Source organism: Amycolatopsis sp. NPDC101161 (assembly GCF_044768185.1).
In the GTDB taxonomy this organism is placed as follows: Bacteria; Actinomycetota; Actinomycetes; order Mycobacteriales; family Pseudonocardiaceae; genus Amycolatopsis.
In genome coordinates this window covers 668,780-685,013 of the sequence record NZ_JBIWPI010000006.1, presented here as the reverse complement: position 1 = coordinate 685,013, position 16,234 = coordinate 668,780, and the positions used below count along the sequence as shown (strand labels likewise).

Sequence of the window (16,234 nt, the reverse complement as noted above, 5' to 3'; positions counted from 1 at the left end):
GGCGGGCCCTACAGTCGCGGTGGTGACCACCGAGCTGCCCGTCCTCGCGCCACCCCGGGTGGCCCACCGCGGCCGCGGGACGACCCTCGTCCTGCTCGCTGCGCTGTTCTTCAGCACGTCGGGCACGCTGGGCAAGTCCGCGATGTCCGCCGGGTTCAGCCCGGAGCAGGTGGCGGCGATGCGGATCGGCGTCGCCGGGCTCGTGCTGCTCGCCGGGGTGGCGCTGGTCGCGCCGCGGAAGCTGCGGGTCCGCCGGACCGAGCTCCCGGTCCTGGCCGGCTACGGCCTGCTCGGCGTGGCCGGGGTGCAGCTGCTCTACTTCGTCGCCGCGGGCCGGATCCCGGTCGGCATCGCGATCCTGCTGGAGTTCGTGTCGCCGGTGCTCATCGCGCTGTGGGTGCGGTTCGTGCGGCGGCACCGGCTGCCGCGGTCGGTGTGGGGCGGCATCGCGCTGGCCATGCTCGGGCTGTCGCTGGTCGCGCAGGTCTGGCAGGGCGTCACGCTGAACGGCGTCGGGCTGCTCGCCGGCTTCGGCGCGGCGCTGTGCTCGGCCGGGTACTTCCTGCTCGGCGAGCGCGCGGTGGCCGACATCGACCCGCTGGGCCTGGTCACCTGGGGCATGGTGATCGGCGCGGTGCTCGTGAGCGTCGTCGCGCCGCCGTGGACGTGGCCGGTCGAGCTGCTCGGCACGGACGTCGCGTTCGGCGCGTGGCGCCCGCCGGTGTGGCTGCTGCTCGTCCTGCTCGTGCTGGTGGCGACCGTGTTCGCGTACGTCTTCGGGATTTCGTCGCTGCGGCACCTGCCGGCGTCGGTCGCGAGCGTGCTCGGGCTGGTCGAGCCGGTGATCGTCACCGTGACGGCGTGGGCGCTGCTCGGCGAGGAGCTCACCTGGGTGCAGCTGCTCGGCTCGGCGATCCTGCTGGCCGGCGCGTACCTGGTGCAGCGGAAGTCCGAGATCCTCACGAGCTGAGTTCTTCACGAACTGGCGTCGGAATGCGACAATCCTCCACCATGACGACGTCGGGGCTGCGGCCCGAACTCCGGCAGCGACACGTCCGGATGATCGCCCTCGGCGGCATCATCGGCGCGAGCCTGTTCATCGGCAGCGGCGCGGTGATCCACACCGTCGGCCCGGCGGCCGTGCTGTCCTACGCGCTGGGCGGGCTGCTGGTCGTGCTCGTCATGCGGATGCTCGGCGAGATGGCGACGGCCGCGCCGGCGCTCGGCTCGTTCATGGAGTACGCGCGGGACTCCCTCGGCGGCTGGGCGGGCTTCACGATCGGCTGGCTGTACTGGTACTTCTGGGTCGGCGTGGTCGCGTTCGAGGCAGTGGCCGGCGCGAAGATCCTGCAGGGCTGGATTCCGGGCGTGCCGCAGTGGGTGTTCTCGCTGGCGCTGATGCTGCTGCTGACGGCGACGAACCTGGCGTCGGCGCGGTCGTTCGGCGAGACGGAGTTCTGGCTGGCGTCGATCAAGGTCGCGACGATCGTGGTGTTCCTGGTGCTGGGCTTGCTGTTCGTGCTGGGACTCTGGCCGGGCGCGCACTTTTCGGTGGGCAACATCGGCCTCGACGGCTTCGTGCCGAACGGCGGTTTTTCGGTCGTCCACGGCGTGGTGATCGTCATCTTTTCCTATTTCGGCGCGGAAATCGTCACGATCGCGGCGGCGGAGTCCGACCAGCCGGAGACGGCGGTCCGCAAGGCGACGTCGACGATCGTCTGGCGCGTGATCGTGTTCTACGTGGGTTCGGTGGCCCTGCTGGTGATGATCACCCCGTGGCGCGAGATCCCGACCGAGACGAGCCCGTTCGCGGCGGCGTTCGGCCGCTTCGGCGTCCCGGCAGCGTCCACAGTGGTCAGCGCGGTGGTCCTGACGGCAGCGCTGTCGGTGCTGAATTCGGGGCTGTACACGGCATCCCGCATGTTGTTCGCCCTGCGCCGCCACGGCTGGGCGCCATCGTGGATCGCCGACACGAACGCGCGCGGAGTGCCGTGGAAGGCGATCCTGGCGTCCACTTCGGTCGGGTACGTGGCGGTGGTGATGAGCTACGTGTCCCCGGACAAGATCTTCTACTTCATCATCAATTCGGCGGGCGCGGTGGCGTTGTTCGTGTACGCGATCATTTGCGGGTCGCAGTTGCGGATGCGACGTCGGTTGGAAGCTTCGGCGCCGGAGACGTTGAAGCTGCGGATGTGGGGGTATCCGTGGCTGAGCTGGCTGACGCTGGTCCTGACATTGGTCGTGGTGGCGTCGATGTTGTTCGTGGACGCCGACGCGCGGGCCCAGCTGTACCTGAGCCTGATCAGCCTGGCGGTGATCCTGGCCGTCTACACCCTCATCCGCCGGCGCGCGGGGCGTGCACCGGCGGAGACCGCGGACAATTGACCCGGGTGTCGCAACCCCCTTTCGAATTCGACACGAGACAGCAACTTCGGGGTTCAACCCGGCTCCATCCAGTAACAGGTCGCCGGCCAGGACGTTCGTAGACGGCAACTGCAAATCGACGAGGGGCCGGCCATGACGAAACCGTCAAGACGAGCGCGAAGACACGTCCACATCGAAAACGACCCGTTCCGTTCTCCCTACCAGCGAGACCGCGACCGGGTGCTGTACTCGTCGGCGTTCCGCCGGCTGTCCGGCGTGGCCCAGGTAGCCGCGGTCAACGAGCAGCGAGTCCTGCACAACCGCCTCACGCACAGCCTCAAGGTGGCCCAGCTCGGCCGCCGGCTGGTCCAGCAGCTGAAACACGGCGAATCCGCGGAAGGCCGGGAGCTCCGGAAGATCGCGGGGATCAAAGCCGATGTCGTGGAGACGGCCGGACTCGTCCACGACATCGGGCATCCGCCGTTCGGGCACATCGCCGAACCGGTCCTGGACGCGTGCCTGCGCCGCGTGGACGGAGTGGAAGGCTTCGAAGGAAATGCCCAGTCGTTCCGGATCGTCACGAAACTCGCCCGGCGGAGAACCGAACACCCGGGCTTGGACCTCACCCGGGCAACCCTCGACGCGATGCTCAAGTACCCCCGCCCGAGACCGAAGTCCGCCGACGATCCTTTCGCCACCCCGCCGTGGACAGACCGCGGGTTCGGGAGGAAGTGGGGAACGTACACGAGCGAACTGAAAGACTTCCGGTGGGCGAGGAAGGGCGCACCGGCCGGGCTCAGGTCGGCCAACGCCGTCCTCATGGACTGGGCCGACGACATCACTTACGCGACCCACGACATCGAGGACTACTTCCGAGCCGGGCTGATCCCCCTGCACGACCTGAGCCGGGACCGCGCCCGGATCGCCAAGCACGCCCACCGGCGGCTCAGCGGGATGGCCGATTTCGACCCGGACGACTTCGACAAGGAATTGAAGAAGATCATCGCCCGGTTCTCCGGGGGCATCACGTCGTCGTGCTGGGACACGCGGCAAAACCGCTCCGCGATGAACGCGATCACCACAGCGAACCTCACCGAGTGCGTCGGCGCGGTTTCCTTGAAGGCCGAGCCTCCGTACGTGAGCGTGGATCCGCGCTGCCAGTACCTGGTCGAGGCGCTGAAGGAGCTCACCTGGTTCTACGTCATCGACAGGCCGTCGTTGGCCGTGATGCAGAAGGGCCAGAAGCACATCGTCCAATGCCTCTACGACCGGCTCCGCGATTGCCTGGCGGGGTCACCGAAGAGCCCCCGGTTGCCGATCCAGCTTCGCTCGATTTACCGGGGCTTGGGCCACGACGCGGACTTCATGTCGGGATACCCGCGGTCCTCGGAGGCGAGGGAGGCAAAGGCCGTCGTCGACTACATGTGCGTGCTCACCGAAGCCCAGGCCATCGACCTGGACGAGCGGTTGGGCGGCCGCTCCCACGGTTCGATGTTCGGGGCCTGGTTCAGCTAACCGCCGGCGATCCGGCTCAGCGCTCCGAAAAACACGTCCGTGATCTTCGCCGGGTCCGGGGCGATGAACGCCTGACCGCCCGTCGCCGCGGTCAGCTGGTCGAGTTCCGGTTTGTCCGCGTCGGGGCCGATGCCGACCGCGATCAGCGGGATCGGGCGGCGGGGGTCCTGCAGCTTGGCCAGCTCCGTCAGCAAGTCCGCGCGGGAAATGCCGTGCGGGTCCTCGTTGCGGCCGTCCGTCAGGACGATCACCAGGTTCAACCGGCCCGGCTCCCACTCGCGCCTGGCCGTCCGGTACGTGTCCAGCACGCTGTCGTACAGCCCCGTTCCGCCGTCCGGGGTCGCCTTCACCTGGGCCAGCCGGTCCAGCGCTCCGCTCGACAGGTGCTGGGCCACCGAGGCCATCGGGAGCAGCTCGCGGTAGTCCTTGTCGCCGTCCAGGCGCGTCGAAAACGCCAGCATCCGCAGCTGGGTCGTCGGCTTGAACAGGTGCATCGCCTTCTCCGTCGCCTGCATCGACACCTGCATGCGGTTCAGCCCCGTCCCCGGCACCTGGGCGTTCATCGACCCCGACACGTCGACGAGCACCTGCACCCGCGCGCTCAGGTTGATCCCGGCCCACTGGTTGAGCAGCTCGTCGACGGCTCCCGGCGCCGGGATGCCCGCCGCGCGGATGCCCGGGGACGCCACGCGCCGGTCGTCGGCGTGGTCGCGCAGGGCCTGGCCGCCCGCCGCGCGCAGGCCCGTCTTCGCGATCGCGTCCGCGCCCGGGTCGCCGAGCACCGCCTCGCGCAGCGCGTCGACGATCGGACGCTGCTGCGGCGTGATCCCGCCCAGCTCGGCGAACGGGTAGTCCAAAGTGGGCACCGCCGTCGCGTAGACGGCGACGAGCGGCGACGTCCGGTCCTCGATGTTGTGGCGCAGCACCGAGTTCTCCGACGCGGGGAACGCCGTCACCGACGCCGTGCCGCCGCTGCCGCCCGATCCCGGCAGCCGCGCGATCAGGTCCGTCTCCGCGCCGAGCGTGTTGGCCGAGAACCGCCGCAGCAATGCGACGTACGCGCCCGCGGGCTCGGCCGCCGCCCGGACGCTCTCCTTCAGCCCGAGCAGCGCCAGCGCGCCGACCGCGTCGCGGGCCGGGTCGGACATCCCCGGGACGGTGCCCGGCGCGCCCAGCACGTCGGCCCAGGCCGGGTCGCGCTGCGGCCAGCCGACGCCCTTGACGACGTCCTCCGCCACGGCCAGCACCACCGGGGAGCTCGCCACCGACGCCCCGCTCTCGGGGACGTCGCCGGCGCCGAGCTGGCGGGCGCGCCGCAGCGCGAGGGTCGAGTCCGGCACCCACACCTGCGGCCGCGGGCTGCCGTCGGACAGGGCGAGCCGCTCGGCGGCCGACGCCGGCTCCCTGGTCTGGACCTCGACGGAGCCGCACGAAAGGTCGAGACCACGGGCGACGAGCGAAAGCGCCGGAGCGACGTCGGCGGACGCGGTGACCAGGACCTTCGGTGGCTGCAGGCACGTGGGCCGGGACCGCACCGACGAAACGGTCACCCAGGCCGCGACGCCGAGGACGACCACGAGCCCGGTGGCGACGGCGGGCACCAGCAGCCGGCGTCGCTTTCCGTCGGAGTGACGTCCCATCGCGGCCTCTCTTCCCGAGGCGGGCTGGGACCAAGGTTAGCGCCGGGCAAAGCACCGGTTCGTGGTCCGGACGGCCTAACAACGCCTCATACCGGGGAGGGAGGCGATGCCGTCCCGGAGCGGGATGTCCGGGGCCCGCGCACGCGGAACACTGGATGTCTACCGCTTGGGGGTACGCATGAAGCCGACACGAACCGAACAACGGCAGGCGCGCAGGGCACTCCTGCGTCAGATCGCCACCGTCGCCTTCGCCTTGGGCCTGGCCACGGTGACACGCTGAAAAGCCATGAGGGGCACCTTCACGGCCTCAAGAGCCGTGAAGGTGCCCCTTCACCGGCGTCAGACCGGGATGACCGTCGGGACGATCATCGGGCGGCGGCGGTAGGTGTCGGCCACCCAGCGGCCGACCACCCGGCGGACCGCCTGGGCGATCCGGTGCGTGTCGGTGATGCCCTCGGACTCCGTGCGCGCCAGCTCCATCTCCACCAGCGGCACGACGGCGTCGAGCGCCTTCGGGTCGTCGGAGAAACCGCGGCCGGACACCGTCGGGCTGCTGACCGCGCGGCCCGTGCTGGAGTCCACCGCGACGCTGATCGAGATGAACCCGCCCTCGCCGAGCACCAGCCGGTCGGACAGGGTCGACTCGCCGACGTCGCCGACCGACAGGCCGTCGACGTAGACGTGCCCGACCTCGACGCGGCCGGTGCGGGACGCCTTGCCGTCGACCAGGTCGACGACCACGCCGTCTTCGGCGATGACCACGTTCTCGGCCGCGACGCCGGTGCGGATCGCCAGCTCGCCGTTCGCGCGCAGGTGCTTCCACTCGCCGTGGACCGGCATCACGTTGCTCGGGCGCACCGCGTTGTACAGGTAGAGCAGCTCCCCCGCCGACGCGTGGCCGGACACGTGCACCTTGGCGTTGCCCTGGTGGACGACGTTCGCGCCGAGCCGGGTCAGGCCGTTGACCACGCCGAACACCGCGGTCTCGTTGCCCGGGATCATCGAGCTGGCCAGCACGACGGTGTCGCCCGCGCGGATCGAGATCTGCCGGTGCTCGCCGCGCGCCATCCGCGACAGCGCCGAGAGCGGCTCGCCCTGCGAACCCGTCGAGACGAACAGGACCTTGCTCTCCGGCAGGGTGCTCGCCTGGTCGAGGTCGACCAGCAGCCCGTCCGGCACGTTGAGCAGGCCCAGCTCGGCCGCGATCCCCATGTTCCGGACCATCGACCGGCCGACGAACGCGATCCGGCGGCCGTGCCGCTGCGCGGCGTCGAGGACCTGCTGGACGCGGTGGACGTGGCTGGCGAAGCAGGCCACGATCACGCGCTGGTCCACGCGGCGGATGACGTCGTCGAGGACCGGGCCGATGTCCCGCTCGGGCATGACGAACCCGGGGACCTCGGCGTTGGTCGAGTCGACGCAGAACAGGTCGACGCCCTCGTCACCGAGCCGGGAGAACCCGGCCAGGTCGGTCAGGCGCCCGTCCAGCGGGAGCTGGTCGAGCTTGATGTCGCCGGTGTGCAGGACCACGCCCGCCGGGGTGCGGATGGCCACGGCCAGCGCGTCCGGGATCGAGTGGTTCACCGCGAAGAACTCGAGGTTGAACGCGCCGACGTCGCGGCGCTCGCCCTCGCGGACCTGGATGAGGTTCGGCCGCTGCCGGTGCTCCTTGGCCTTCGCCGCGAGCAGGGCGTTCGTGAACTTCGAGCCGTAGATCGGCAGGTCCGGCCGCAGGCGCAGGAGGAACGGGACGGCACCGATGTGGTCCTCGTGCCCGTGGGTGAGCACCAGTCCGTCGATGTCGTCGAGGCGGTCCTCGATCGCGCGGAAGTCGGGCAGGATCAGGTCGACGCCGGGCTGGTCGTCCTCGGGGAAGAGCACCCCGCAGTCGACGATGAGCAGCCGGCCGCCGAATTCGAAGACGGTCATGTTGCGCCCGACCTCGCCGATGCCGCCCAGCGCGACGACGCGCAGGGCTCCCTCGGGGAGTGCGGGCGGGGCGTTGGTGGGGCCTGGACCGGGGGGAAGTGAGCTCACCGAGGCAGGGTCCCAACGCTGGTGTGCGAGGTCGGCGCCACGTAGGCGGCCCTCGAGTCTGCTTGTGCCACCCGCTCACCATGCCAGTCCTGGGCCGCCGTGTCGCCCAGCGGCACGCCGCCCTGGCCGAGATCGGCGGCGATCAGGGTGGCCTGCTCGGCGGTCGGGGCGACGATCGGGAGCCGCGGGTCGCCGACGTCGAAGCCGCGCAGCCGCAGCGCCGTCTTGCTGAACGCGACCCCGCCGACCCGCGACATCGCGCGCAGCACCGGCAGCATGCCGCGGTGGTTGGTGCGCGCGGTGGAGGTGTCGCCGTTCTCGTAGGCGTCGATCATGGCGCGGATCCGGCCCGCGACGACGTGACCGATCACACTCACCACGCCGGTGCCGCCGACGGAGATCCACGGCAGGTTCAGGCCGTCGTCACCCGAGTAGTAGGCGAGGTGGGTGTTGGCGATGACCTCGGAGCCGGCGATCAGGTCGCCCTTGGCGTCCTTGACCGCGACGATCCGCGGGTGCTCGGCCAGCCGCAGCAGCGTGTCGACCTCGATCGGGACGACCGAGCGCGGCGGGATGTCGTAGAGCATCACCGGCAGGCCGGTGCTGTCCGCGACCGTCGTGAAGTGCGCGTGCAGGCCGGCCTGGCTCGGCCGCGAGTAGTACGGGGTGACGACCAGCAGGCCGTGCGCGCCGGCCGCTTCGGCCTGCTTCGCCTGCTCGATGCTGTGCGCCGTGTTGTTGGTGCCCGCGCCGGCCACGACGGTCGCGCGGTCGCCGACGGCCTCGACCACGGCGCGGATCAGCTCCTGCTTCTCCGCGTCGGTCGTGGTCGGGCTCTCACCGGTGGTGCCGTTGACCACGAGGCCGTCGTTCCCCAGCTCCACGAGGTGCTCGGCCAGCTCCTGCGCCCGCTTCAGGTCCAGCGCGCCTTCGGTGTCGAAGGGGGTGACCATCGCGGTGAGCACGCGCCCGAAGGGTCTTCCCGGCGCTGCGGTAGGTGGGTTGGACATGCTGAGACGGTACCCCGTCGCACCGACAAAACCGCGCCGACCTGGTCACGCCCGGCGAAGTGCGGAGGATTTCCGGGACCCGGCCGCTCGTCGCGGAACTTCTACTTGACCTTGGTCACGATCGGCGCGGTGATGGGGCCGCCGTCGGCCCGGGTCAGCAGGCAGTAGAAGTCGCGGGTGGGCCCGTCGTCGCCGCTCTCGCCGGTCGGCGTGCGCTCCCACTCGGCCTGGGTGGGGACGATCGCGCGGAAGGTCAGGTCGGGCCGCTTGGCGTCGGGGACGATCGACGACCGGAACGCGGTCGCGCACGCCGCTTCGGCGCTCGCCGTCACCGCCGGCAGCCCGGGGTAGAGCGCGATCTTGGCGTCGTCGGCGTTCCAGTTCTCGACCGACAGCAGGCCGCCGATCTCGTAGACCTCGAGCGTGTGGCTGTTGCCGCACTCGGTGTGGTTGTCCTCCTTGCTGATGACCGCGCCGTCCTGGACGGGCCCGTTGTAACAGCGGTAGTAGTCGGTGACGTCCACGCGCAGCTGGCCGTTGACGCCGAAGGTCATGGTCGGCTGCTTCTGCTTGTCGGCGGCGGGCGTCTCGTACGCCTTGCCGGCGAAGAAGCCGCCGACCAGGGCGGCGACGACCAGCACCGCGGCGGCCGACAGCCACAGCGCACGACGGTTCTTCTTCGGCGGCTGGGCCGCGACCTGCGTCGGGGGTTGGCCCAGCATGGCGGTGCCGCCCGGCGGGGTCGGGCGCATGCCCTGCGCCGTGGTCAGCAGGTTCTGGGCCTGCGCCGCGGTGAGCCGCGCGTCGGGGTTGGCGACGAGCAGGCCGAGGATGGCCGCGGCGAGCGGGCCATGGCCGCGGGTCAGGTACGGGATCTCGGTCATGATCGCGTGCAGCGTCGCGGCCGTGGTCGAGCGCTCGAACGGGATCGTGCCTTCGACGGCGAAGAACAGCGTCGCGCCCAGGGACCACAGGTCGGACGCGGGCAGCGCTTCGCGGCCTTCGACGCGCTCGGGCGCCATGAACGCGGGCGAGCCGACGATCATGCCGCTGGTGGTCAGGCGCGGGTCGTCGACGGCGTGGGCGATGCCGAAGTCGGTGAGCTTCACGCGGCCGTCCGGCGCGACCAGGATGTTCGCCGGCTTGACGTCGCGGTGCACGATCCCGGCGGCGTGCGCGGCCTGCAGCGCGGCCAGCACCCGCTCCCCCATCAACGCGGCCTGCGCGGCGGGCATCGGGCCGCGCTGCCGCACGAGGTCGGCCAGCGACGGCGCTTCGACGAGCTCCATGACGATGAACGTGGTCCCGCCGTCGGTGACGACGTCGTAGACCGTGACGACGGCGGGGTCGTTGAGCCGACCGCCGGTGCGCACCTCGCGCAGCGCGCGCTCGGAAAAGACGGCAGCCGACTCGGCGTCGGGCAGCCGCAGCTCCTTGACGGCGACCTGGCGGCCGATGACCTGGTCCTGCGCCCGCCACACGACGCCCATGCCGCCGCGGCCGAGTTCGCCGAGGAGCGCGTAGCGGCCCGCGACCACCCGCTGACCAGGCGTGACGGGCGCCTGGGGTGGATACGGCCGGGTCTGTTCGTCGGTCACGGTGCTCCTTTTGGCGGCGGTCGCGCAGATGCTAGTCGGACCGCTGCGGAGCGTTCGGGGTTCCGCCGAATCGTGACTCAGCGGCGCGTTTCGCCGCGGTACGGGATCCAGCGGTAGCCCGGCGCGAAGTCGCTGAAGTCGGCGCGTCCGCCGGTGGCGGCCCAGATGTCTTCGCTGACGACGAGCCCCGGGAAGATGGTCAGGTCCTTCTCGGCCATCAGTTCGGCGTACGTGCGGAACTCGCCGGTCTCGACGCCGGCGAGGGCGTAGCGGTAGACCGGCGGGGCGGTCCGCAGCAGCCAGTAGAGCTGCCGCCCGGCCGCGGTCCTGGCGACCGGATCGGCGGCCACCGCTTCGGGCGCCACCCCGCACCACCAGCCGGCGCCGTCGGAGAAGATGCGCGAAGGCAACCCGTCGAAGTGTTGCGCGAGATCCCGGGCGTGGTTCTCGCGTTCTCCGCATTCGACGTTCAAACCGTAGCTCCGGATCATCGGCTCAGCCAGCGAAGGTCAGGTAGATCAGGACCAGGTTCAACGTGATGATAACGCCCGCGACCACCGATGCCGCGACCGTCGTGAGCCGGCGGTTGACGTCCGCGCCCATCAGCCGCCGGTCCGCGGTCAGCCGGATCAGCGGCACCAGCGCGAACGGGATCCCGAACGACAGCACCACCTGCGAGACGACCAGGGCCGCGCTCGGGTCGGTGCCGAGGGCGAGGACCACGATCGCCGGGGCGAGCGTGACGAGCCGGCGCGTGACCAGCGGGATCCGCTTGTGCAGCAAGCCTTGCATGATCATCGCGCCCGCGTACGCGCCCACCGACGTCGACGCGAGCCCCGAGGCCAGCAGGCCGATGGCGAACATCAGCGCGATGCCAGGGCCGAGCGCCAGCGAGACCGCGCCGTGCGCGCCTTCGATGCTGTCGACGCCGGCCCGGCCCTGCAAGTTCGTCGCGGCGAGCAGCAGCATGCCGAGGTTGACCGCGCCCGCGAGCAGCATCGCCAAGCCGACGTCGGCGCGGGTGGCGCGCAGGAGCCGGCGCTTCTGCGCCCCCTCCGGGCGGCCGTGGCGGTCGCGGACCAGGCCGGAGTGCAGGTAGACGGCGTGCGGCATGACGGTCGCGCCCAGCATCGCCGCGGCGATGAGGATGCTGCCCGCGCCGTCGAACTTCGGCACCAGGCCGCCGAGCGTGCCCGCCGCGGACGGCGGCTCGACGAACAGGCTGGCCAGGAAGCCGATCGCGATCACCGCCAGCAGGCCGGTGACGACCCGTTCGAACGTCCGCTGGCCGCCGCGGTCCTGGACCGCGAGCAGCGTCAGCGAGACCGCGCCGGTGATCAGGCCGCCGGCGACCAGGGGCAGGTCGAACAGGAGGTAGAGCGCGATCGCGCCGCCGACGACCTCGGCGAGGTCGGTGGCGATGGCGACGACCTCCGCCTGCAGCCAGTAGGCCAGCCGCGCGGGCCGGGACAGCCGGGCGCGCAGGGCCTCCGGCAGCGACATCCCGCTGACCAGCCCGAGCTTCGCGGACAGGTACTGCACGAGCACGGCCATCAGGTTCGCCGCGACGATCACCCAGACCAGCAGGTAGCCGTAGCGGGCGCCGGCGCTGATGTTGGAGGCGACGTTCCCCGGGTCGACGTAGGCGATCGCGGCGACGAACGCCGGGCCGAGCAGGGCCGACCCGGCGCGCAGGCGCGAGGCGAGTCTCGGCCGGACAGCCTCGGTGACCGCCATGGCGCCTGCCTCTCAACCGGGTGTCGGGGATCCCAAATCGAAGTTTAGGCACGCCGAACTTTCGATTTCAAGGGTGACGGCGCCCACCCTCGTGCCGGGGGTACCCGCGGATCGCCCGCGGAAAAGCGTCAAGGGTGCGCGACTTCGTGGCCGGACTCGCGCAGCGCCTTGACGGCGTGGTCGAGGTCGGTGCCGCGGACCAGGATGTGGTCGGTGTCGAACGTGGACATCGAGAACAGCGCGACCCCGGCCGCGGCGAGCTCCGAGGCCAGCGCGGCGATGATGCCGGTGAGCGTGAACTCCAGCGGGCCGCGGACCGAGAGCAGCCGCCAGCCGTCCTCCGCCGTGCCGCCGGCCGGTTCCCGCCCGGCCGGGCAGATGATGGACAGCTCCTCGGGCGTCCGCGTCACCGAGACGAACGCGGGTTCGCCGGGCGCGAGGAGCCCGGCCGGCACCGGGGCGTCCGCGGGCAGCCGGACGACGGCGTACTCGCCGGGCCGGACGTCGATCGCCAGTCGTTTCATCAGCCTTCGAACACCTTCGGGCTCGTCGCGATCTCCGTGCCGTCCGGCAACGTCGAGATGGTGAAGTCGGCGAACACGTTCGCCGCGGCCTTTTGCAGGTGGCGCAAGCACTCCACGGCCAGCTGCCGGATCTCGACGTCGGCGTGCTCGGTGGCGCGCATCGCGACGAAGTGGCGCCAGGCCCGGTAGTTCCCGGTGACGACGATGCGGGTTTCGGTCGCGTTCGGCAGCACCGCGCGGGCGGCCTGGCGGGCCTGCTTGCGGCGCAGGGTCGCGCTGGGGACGTCGGCGAACTTCTCCTCGAGGCCGGCGAGGAGCTCGCTGTAGGCGTCGGCGCTCGCCCGGGTCGCGGCGAGGAACTTCTCGTGCAGCACCGGGTCGTTCGCGATGACCTCCGGCTCGACGAAGGCGGCGTCGGGCTCCGGCGCGTACCGGCGCGAAAGCTGCGAGTAGGAGAAGTGGCGGTGCCGGATCAGCTCGTGGGTCAGCGAGCGCGAGATCCCGGTGATGTAGAAGGTCACCGAACCGTGCTCGAGCACCGCGAGGTGCCCGACGTCGATGACGTGCTCGAGGTAGCCGGCGTTGGTGGCGGTGGCCGGGTTCGGCTTGTCCCACGCCTGGTAGCAGGCGCGGCCGGCGAACTCGGCGAGCGCCTCGCCGCCTTCGGCGTCGGTCGACCAGGGCACGTCTTCCGGCGGCAAGAACTCCGTCTTCGCGATCAGCTGCACCCGTGGTGACACGGCCACGTCCACACTCCTTCCACCGGCTCTCCCGTGAGCCTAACCGCTCGCTTGACTGACACCACGAGTGACGTCATAGTGGTGTCATGGACCTGACGCCGTACATCGCCAACCTTCGCGAGGACCTCGCGAACACGGCTGCCGCCGGGGACGAGCACACCCGGCGGGCGGCCGCGCTGCTGTCCTCCGCGCTCGAACCCGCCGTCCGCCTGACGCTCATGAACGCCCTCGCCGACCTCGCTGCCGAGGTCACGGCCGCATTGCCCGGCCAGGTGGTCGACGTGCGACTGGACGGCCGGGACGTCCGCGTGGTCGTCACCGGCTCCGCCGAGGAGCCGACGTCACGCGCGACACCACGTGACACCACACCGCCGCCACCGCCGATCGACGGCGGGGACATCTCGCGCATCACCCTGCGCCTGGTCGAGCAGATCAAGGGCCAGGCCGAGCGCGCGGCGGCGGCGCAGGGCGTCTCGCTGAACACGTTCGTCTCCCAGGCGGTGCAGGGGGCGCTGGGGCACGGCTCGCTCGGCGCGGGCCCCAAGCACCACGGCAAGGGCGACCGGCCCGGGTCGCACCTGCACGGCTGGGTCGAAGGCTAGAGGGGATCGAAGATGAGTGACGAAGAGACGACGCCGGCCGCGGAGCCGAACGACGAGCTGGTGCGGATCGACGAGTTCGAGACCGAGGGCCCGCTGGACCTGGACGTCGGCGTGACGATCGGCCGCGTGGAGGTCGTCCTGGAGGGCGACTCCGGCGCCCGCGTCGAGCTGCGGCACGACCAGGGCGAGCAGCAGCCGTGGGTGGCGGGGGTCAACAGCCTGCTGTCCTGGGTCGGCGAGCGGTTCGGCGACCAGCTGGGCGTCGACCCGTCGGGGACCAACCCGGCCGAGGCGGTGCGGCAGAGCCGGATCGAGAAGCTGGGCAACCGCCTGGTCGTCCAGGCGCCGAAGGCGTGGCAGCTGCGGAACGTCGCGCTGTCGGTGGTCGTCCGCGCTCCGGCGGGGTCCCACGTGGACGTCCGGGCGGGCGCGGCGGACGTGACGGTGACCGGTTCGGCCGGGCGCGTCGACCTGCTGACGGGCTCCGGCGAGGTCAAGCTCGACCGCGCCGACGGCTCGGCGACGGTCCGCACCGGCAGCGGCGCGATCAAGCTCGGCCCGACGCTGGGCGGGTTGCAGCTGCGCAGCGGCAGCGGCCACGTCGAGGCGTCGTCGATCGCGGGGTCGGCGACGCTGGCGACGGGCACGGGCGACGTGTGGCTGGGCGCGGTGTCGGGCGAGATCATGGCCCGCACGGGCAGCGGCGACCTTTCGGTGGCCGACGCGGCTTCGGGGTCGCTGGACCTGATCACGGGATCGGGCGAGGTCCGGGTGGGCATCCGCGGCGGGACCGCTGCCGAGGTCGAGCTGACGTCGAGCGGTGGCCGGGTGTCCAGCGAGCTGGACGTGGCGGACAGCGCTCCCGAGGGCGGGGTGCAGCTGAAGGTGCGGGCCCGCACGGGCTCCGGCAACGCGGTCGTGACGCGCGCGGCCGGCTGAGGGAAGCGGGGCGTTCCCGGCGGGGGCCGGGAGCGAACCGCACGACCGGGCGGGGCTTCCCGCGGCCGTCCGGTCAAGGGGGTGGCGGGCCGTTCCTGGCGGGGATCTCCGGGAACGGCCCGTTTCTTCGCGTTCCGCGGCGAAGGCATCCGGTGGACTCCCGGGCGCCGGGGGCCGGCCCGTCGGCGTCGCCTGGATCGGTTCCGCGCCGGCTCACCGGCCCTGGTTCTCCGAGCGGATCTCTTCCCAACGTGGCTCCGTGGCGGGTTTCCGGTCGTTGCTGTGGAAAGCCAGGACGGAGTTCACGAAGAGCGCGCCCGACAGCCCTCCGTACTTGTCCTCGTAACCGCCCGTGCGGAGACCGATTTCCGGCTCCCCCGGCTCGAGGACGTGGTCGGTGGGCCAGCCCCAGTAGACGGTCGGCAGGTAGGACACGTCCACGCGACTGGCCAGGAAGAAGTGCAGCGGCATCCGCAAATCCGGTTCGGTCCGCACCGTCACCGCGAAGTCGTCGTCCGATTCCGCCGTCGACGACAGCTCCAGCCACAGGTGCCGCAGCTGGTCGCCGCTCAGCTCGCCCGCGAGCGCAGGGGCTACGCGCTTCACGAGCGCGCGCACCTCGTCGGAGTCCGTCGCCATCGGCATCGCCGTGCGCGAGCCGGCGGAGCGGCCCTCGAACGTCCAGCGCACCGACAGGGGGCCGAACTGTTCCAGGGTCCCTCCGCGCGAGTACGGGTCTTCGGGTGACAGCTTGAACCGGCCGGAACCCCCGGGGGTGACCCGGACCTGCGCGGAACGGGTCAGCCGCTGCTCGGTGCCGTAGCCATCCGGCCAGGACAGTTCGACGCGCGATCCGGGACGAGGTGGGTCGGCGAGCACCGCGTGTTATCGAGCAGGCTGAGGGTCAAGCGCACCACGTCGGCCGCCGCCGCGATGATCTCGCGGCCCTTTTCGTCGAGCTCTCGCTCGCGCCGCACCGAGCGGCGCCCTCGGCCCGGGAGCCCGGACTGCTCCCGAGCGCGTTCGTACGCCTCGGGACCGACGAGCGGCAACGCGCCCATCAAAGCTTCGAACGCGGCCCGGCTCACTTCGCCCATCGCCGTGCGTGCCGCCTCCGGCCACCCGAGAGCGACGAAGCACAAGGCGACGTACCGCTCGGCCACCGCTTCCTGCAGCGGCGATCGCGCCGCGGCGGCGGCGTCTCGAAAGAGGTCGCGTGCCCGCGTCCATTCCGCCTGCCGTGCCGGTGGGTCCGGCGCCGCCGCGACATCGCGCAGGGTGCGCTGCCCGGCGGACAACGCGGTCGTGTAGCGCTGGTCCAGCATCTCGTCGAGCTGACCGCCGAGCCGGGCCAGCTGCCCGCTCAACCGGTCTTCGCTGGCCGTCACCGCACCCAGCAGTTCCGAGGCCAGGCTCCCGAGGTCGTCGTTCCCGGAGAGGGCACCGACCAGCTGCGACACCCCGTACTTCGCCGCGATCACCGAGATCGCCGTCAGTGGCTCCACTCACGACAGCCTAGGGCGCGTCG

Annotated in this window: 15 protein-coding genes; 5 read left to right on the top strand and 10 right to left on the bottom strand. The window is 71.5% G+C overall.

The features are described from left to right. Positions 1 to 22: 22 nt before the first annotated feature. The 3 genes from ACIRSS_RS41395 (at position 23) to ACIRSS_RS41385 (ending at position 3,879) form a co-directional block, all read left to right on the top strand. Positions 23 to 970: an EamA family transporter gene (locus tag ACIRSS_RS41395; protein WP_400905164.1), complete on the top strand. Its 948-nt coding sequence runs from the start codon at positions 23 to 25 to the stop codon at positions 968 to 970. A gap of 41 nt (positions 971 to 1,011) precedes the next feature. Further along, on the top strand, positions 1,012 to 2,385 hold the full coding sequence (locus ACIRSS_RS41390; protein ID WP_400905162.1) for an amino acid permease: 1,374 nt from the start codon (positions 1,012 to 1,014) through the stop codon (positions 2,383 to 2,385). A 132-nt stretch (positions 2,386 to 2,517) separates the two neighbouring features. Next, positions 2,518 to 3,879: a deoxyguanosinetriphosphate triphosphohydrolase family protein gene (locus tag ACIRSS_RS41385; protein ID WP_400905159.1), complete on the top strand. Its 1,362-nt coding sequence runs from the start codon at positions 2,518 to 2,520 to the stop codon at positions 3,877 to 3,879. Here the strand turns inward: ACIRSS_RS41385 and ACIRSS_RS41380 are convergent. The 8 genes from ACIRSS_RS41380 to thyX all read right to left on the bottom strand — a co-directional run bounded on the left by ACIRSS_RS41380 (position 3,876) and on the right by thyX (position 13,177). Further along, positions 3,876 to 5,519 carry a VWA domain-containing protein gene (locus ACIRSS_RS41380; RefSeq protein ID WP_400905157.1) on the bottom strand — a complete coding sequence of 548 codons (1,644 nt, stop codon included), beginning with the start codon at positions 5,517 to 5,519 and terminating at the stop codon, positions 3,876 to 3,878. The two genes, ACIRSS_RS41385 and ACIRSS_RS41380, sit on opposite strands and share 4 nt — an antisense overlap. A 339-nt stretch (positions 5,520 to 5,858) precedes the next feature. Continuing rightward, the gene (locus ACIRSS_RS41375) at positions 5,859 to 7,556 is read right to left on the bottom strand and encodes a ribonuclease J (RefSeq protein ID WP_400905155.1); all 1,698 of its coding nucleotides are present in this window, start codon (positions 7,554 to 7,556) and stop codon (positions 5,859 to 5,861) included. Further along, the gene (gene dapA / locus ACIRSS_RS41370) at positions 7,553 to 8,566 is read right to left on the bottom strand and encodes a 4-hydroxy-tetrahydrodipicolinate synthase (protein WP_400905152.1); all 1,014 of its coding nucleotides are present in this window, start codon (positions 8,564 to 8,566) and stop codon (positions 7,553 to 7,555) included. The genes ACIRSS_RS41375 and dapA overlap by 4 nt, the downstream gene beginning before the upstream one ends. 101 nt (positions 8,567 to 8,667) lie before the next feature. Further along, positions 8,668 to 10,164, bottom strand: coding sequence for a serine/threonine-protein kinase (locus ACIRSS_RS41365; protein WP_400905149.1), 1,497 nt, complete (start codon positions 10,162 to 10,164; stop codon positions 8,668 to 8,670). A 77-nt stretch (positions 10,165 to 10,241) separates the two neighbouring features. Beyond that, on the bottom strand, positions 10,242 to 10,655 hold the full coding sequence (locus tag ACIRSS_RS41360; protein WP_400905147.1) for a hypothetical protein: 414 nt from the start codon (positions 10,653 to 10,655) through the stop codon (positions 10,242 to 10,244). A 4-nt stretch (positions 10,656 to 10,659) separates the two neighbouring features. Further along, the gene (locus ACIRSS_RS41355; protein WP_400905144.1) at positions 10,660 to 11,901 is read right to left on the bottom strand and encodes an Nramp family divalent metal transporter; all 1,242 of its coding nucleotides are present in this window, start codon (positions 11,899 to 11,901) and stop codon (positions 10,660 to 10,662) included. Positions 11,902 to 12,029: 128 nt separating this feature from the next. Then, positions 12,030 to 12,425 (bottom strand): ACT domain-containing protein, encoded by a 396-nt coding sequence (locus tag ACIRSS_RS41350; protein WP_400905141.1) that lies wholly within the window; start codon positions 12,423 to 12,425, stop codon positions 12,030 to 12,032. Continuing rightward, complete coding sequence (gene thyX / locus ACIRSS_RS41345; protein WP_400905138.1) at positions 12,425 to 13,177, bottom strand: FAD-dependent thymidylate synthase; 753 nt, start codon at positions 13,175 to 13,177, stop codon at positions 12,425 to 12,427. Before thyX ends, ACIRSS_RS41350 begins: the two co-directional genes overlap by 1 nt. 74 nt (positions 13,178 to 13,251) lie before the next feature. Here thyX and ACIRSS_RS41340 point away from each other — a divergent pair, with 74 nt between their 5' ends. Together ACIRSS_RS41340 and ACIRSS_RS41335 are read left to right on the top strand one after the other, a co-directional pair. Continuing rightward, on the top strand, positions 13,252 to 13,767 hold the full coding sequence (locus ACIRSS_RS41340; RefSeq protein WP_364462058.1) for a toxin-antitoxin system HicB family antitoxin: 516 nt from the start codon (positions 13,252 to 13,254) through the stop codon (positions 13,765 to 13,767). A gap of 12 nt (positions 13,768 to 13,779) precedes the next feature. Continuing rightward, positions 13,780 to 14,706, top strand: a complete 927-nt coding sequence (locus ACIRSS_RS41335) for a DUF4097 family beta strand repeat-containing protein (RefSeq protein WP_400905136.1) — start codon at positions 13,780 to 13,782, stop codon at positions 14,704 to 14,706. A gap of 213 nt (positions 14,707 to 14,919) precedes the next feature. Here ACIRSS_RS41335 and ACIRSS_RS41330 read toward each other — a convergent pair whose 3' ends face one another. Beyond that, positions 14,920 to 15,396, bottom strand: coding sequence for a hypothetical protein (locus tag ACIRSS_RS41330; RefSeq protein WP_400905135.1), 477 nt, complete (start codon positions 15,394 to 15,396; stop codon positions 14,920 to 14,922). Positions 15,397 to 15,506: 110 nt separating this feature from the next. Then, positions 15,507 to 16,211, bottom strand: a complete 705-nt coding sequence (locus ACIRSS_RS41325) for a hypothetical protein (protein WP_400905133.1) — start codon at positions 16,209 to 16,211, stop codon at positions 15,507 to 15,509. Between the last annotated feature and the right edge of the window lie 23 nt (positions 16,212 to 16,234).

Excerpts from the sequence above, each read along its gene's own strand:
- ACIRSS_RS41390 (WP_400905162.1), top strand. The coding sequence starts at position 1,012 with ATGACGACGTCGGGGCTGCGGCCCGAACTCCGGCAGCGACACGTCCGG.
- ACIRSS_RS41355 (WP_400905144.1), bottom strand. The coding sequence starts at position 11,901 with ATGGCGGTCACCGAGGCTGTCCGGCCGAGACTCGCCTCGCGCCTGCGC.
- ACIRSS_RS41340 (WP_364462058.1), top strand. The coding sequence starts at position 13,252 with ATGGACCTGACGCCGTACATCGCCAACCTTCGCGAGGACCTCGCGAAC.
- ACIRSS_RS41380 (WP_400905157.1), bottom strand. The coding sequence starts at position 5,519 with ATGGGACGTCACTCCGACGGAAAGCGACGCCGGCTGCTGGTGCCCGCC.
- ACIRSS_RS41360 (WP_400905147.1), bottom strand. The coding sequence starts at position 10,655 with ATGATCCGGAGCTACGGTTTGAACGTCGAATGCGGAGAACGCGAGAAC.
- ACIRSS_RS41335 (WP_400905136.1), top strand. The coding sequence starts at position 13,780 with ATGAGTGACGAAGAGACGACGCCGGCCGCGGAGCCGAACGACGAGCTG.
- ACIRSS_RS41350 (WP_400905141.1), bottom strand. The coding sequence starts at position 12,425 with ATGAAACGACTGGCGATCGACGTCCGGCCCGGCGAGTACGCCGTCGTC.
- dapA (WP_400905152.1), bottom strand. The coding sequence starts at position 8,566 with ATGTCCAACCCACCTACCGCAGCGCCGGGAAGACCCTTCGGGCGCGTG.
- ACIRSS_RS41385 (WP_400905159.1), top strand. The coding sequence starts at position 2,518 with ATGACGAAACCGTCAAGACGAGCGCGAAGACACGTCCACATCGAAAAC.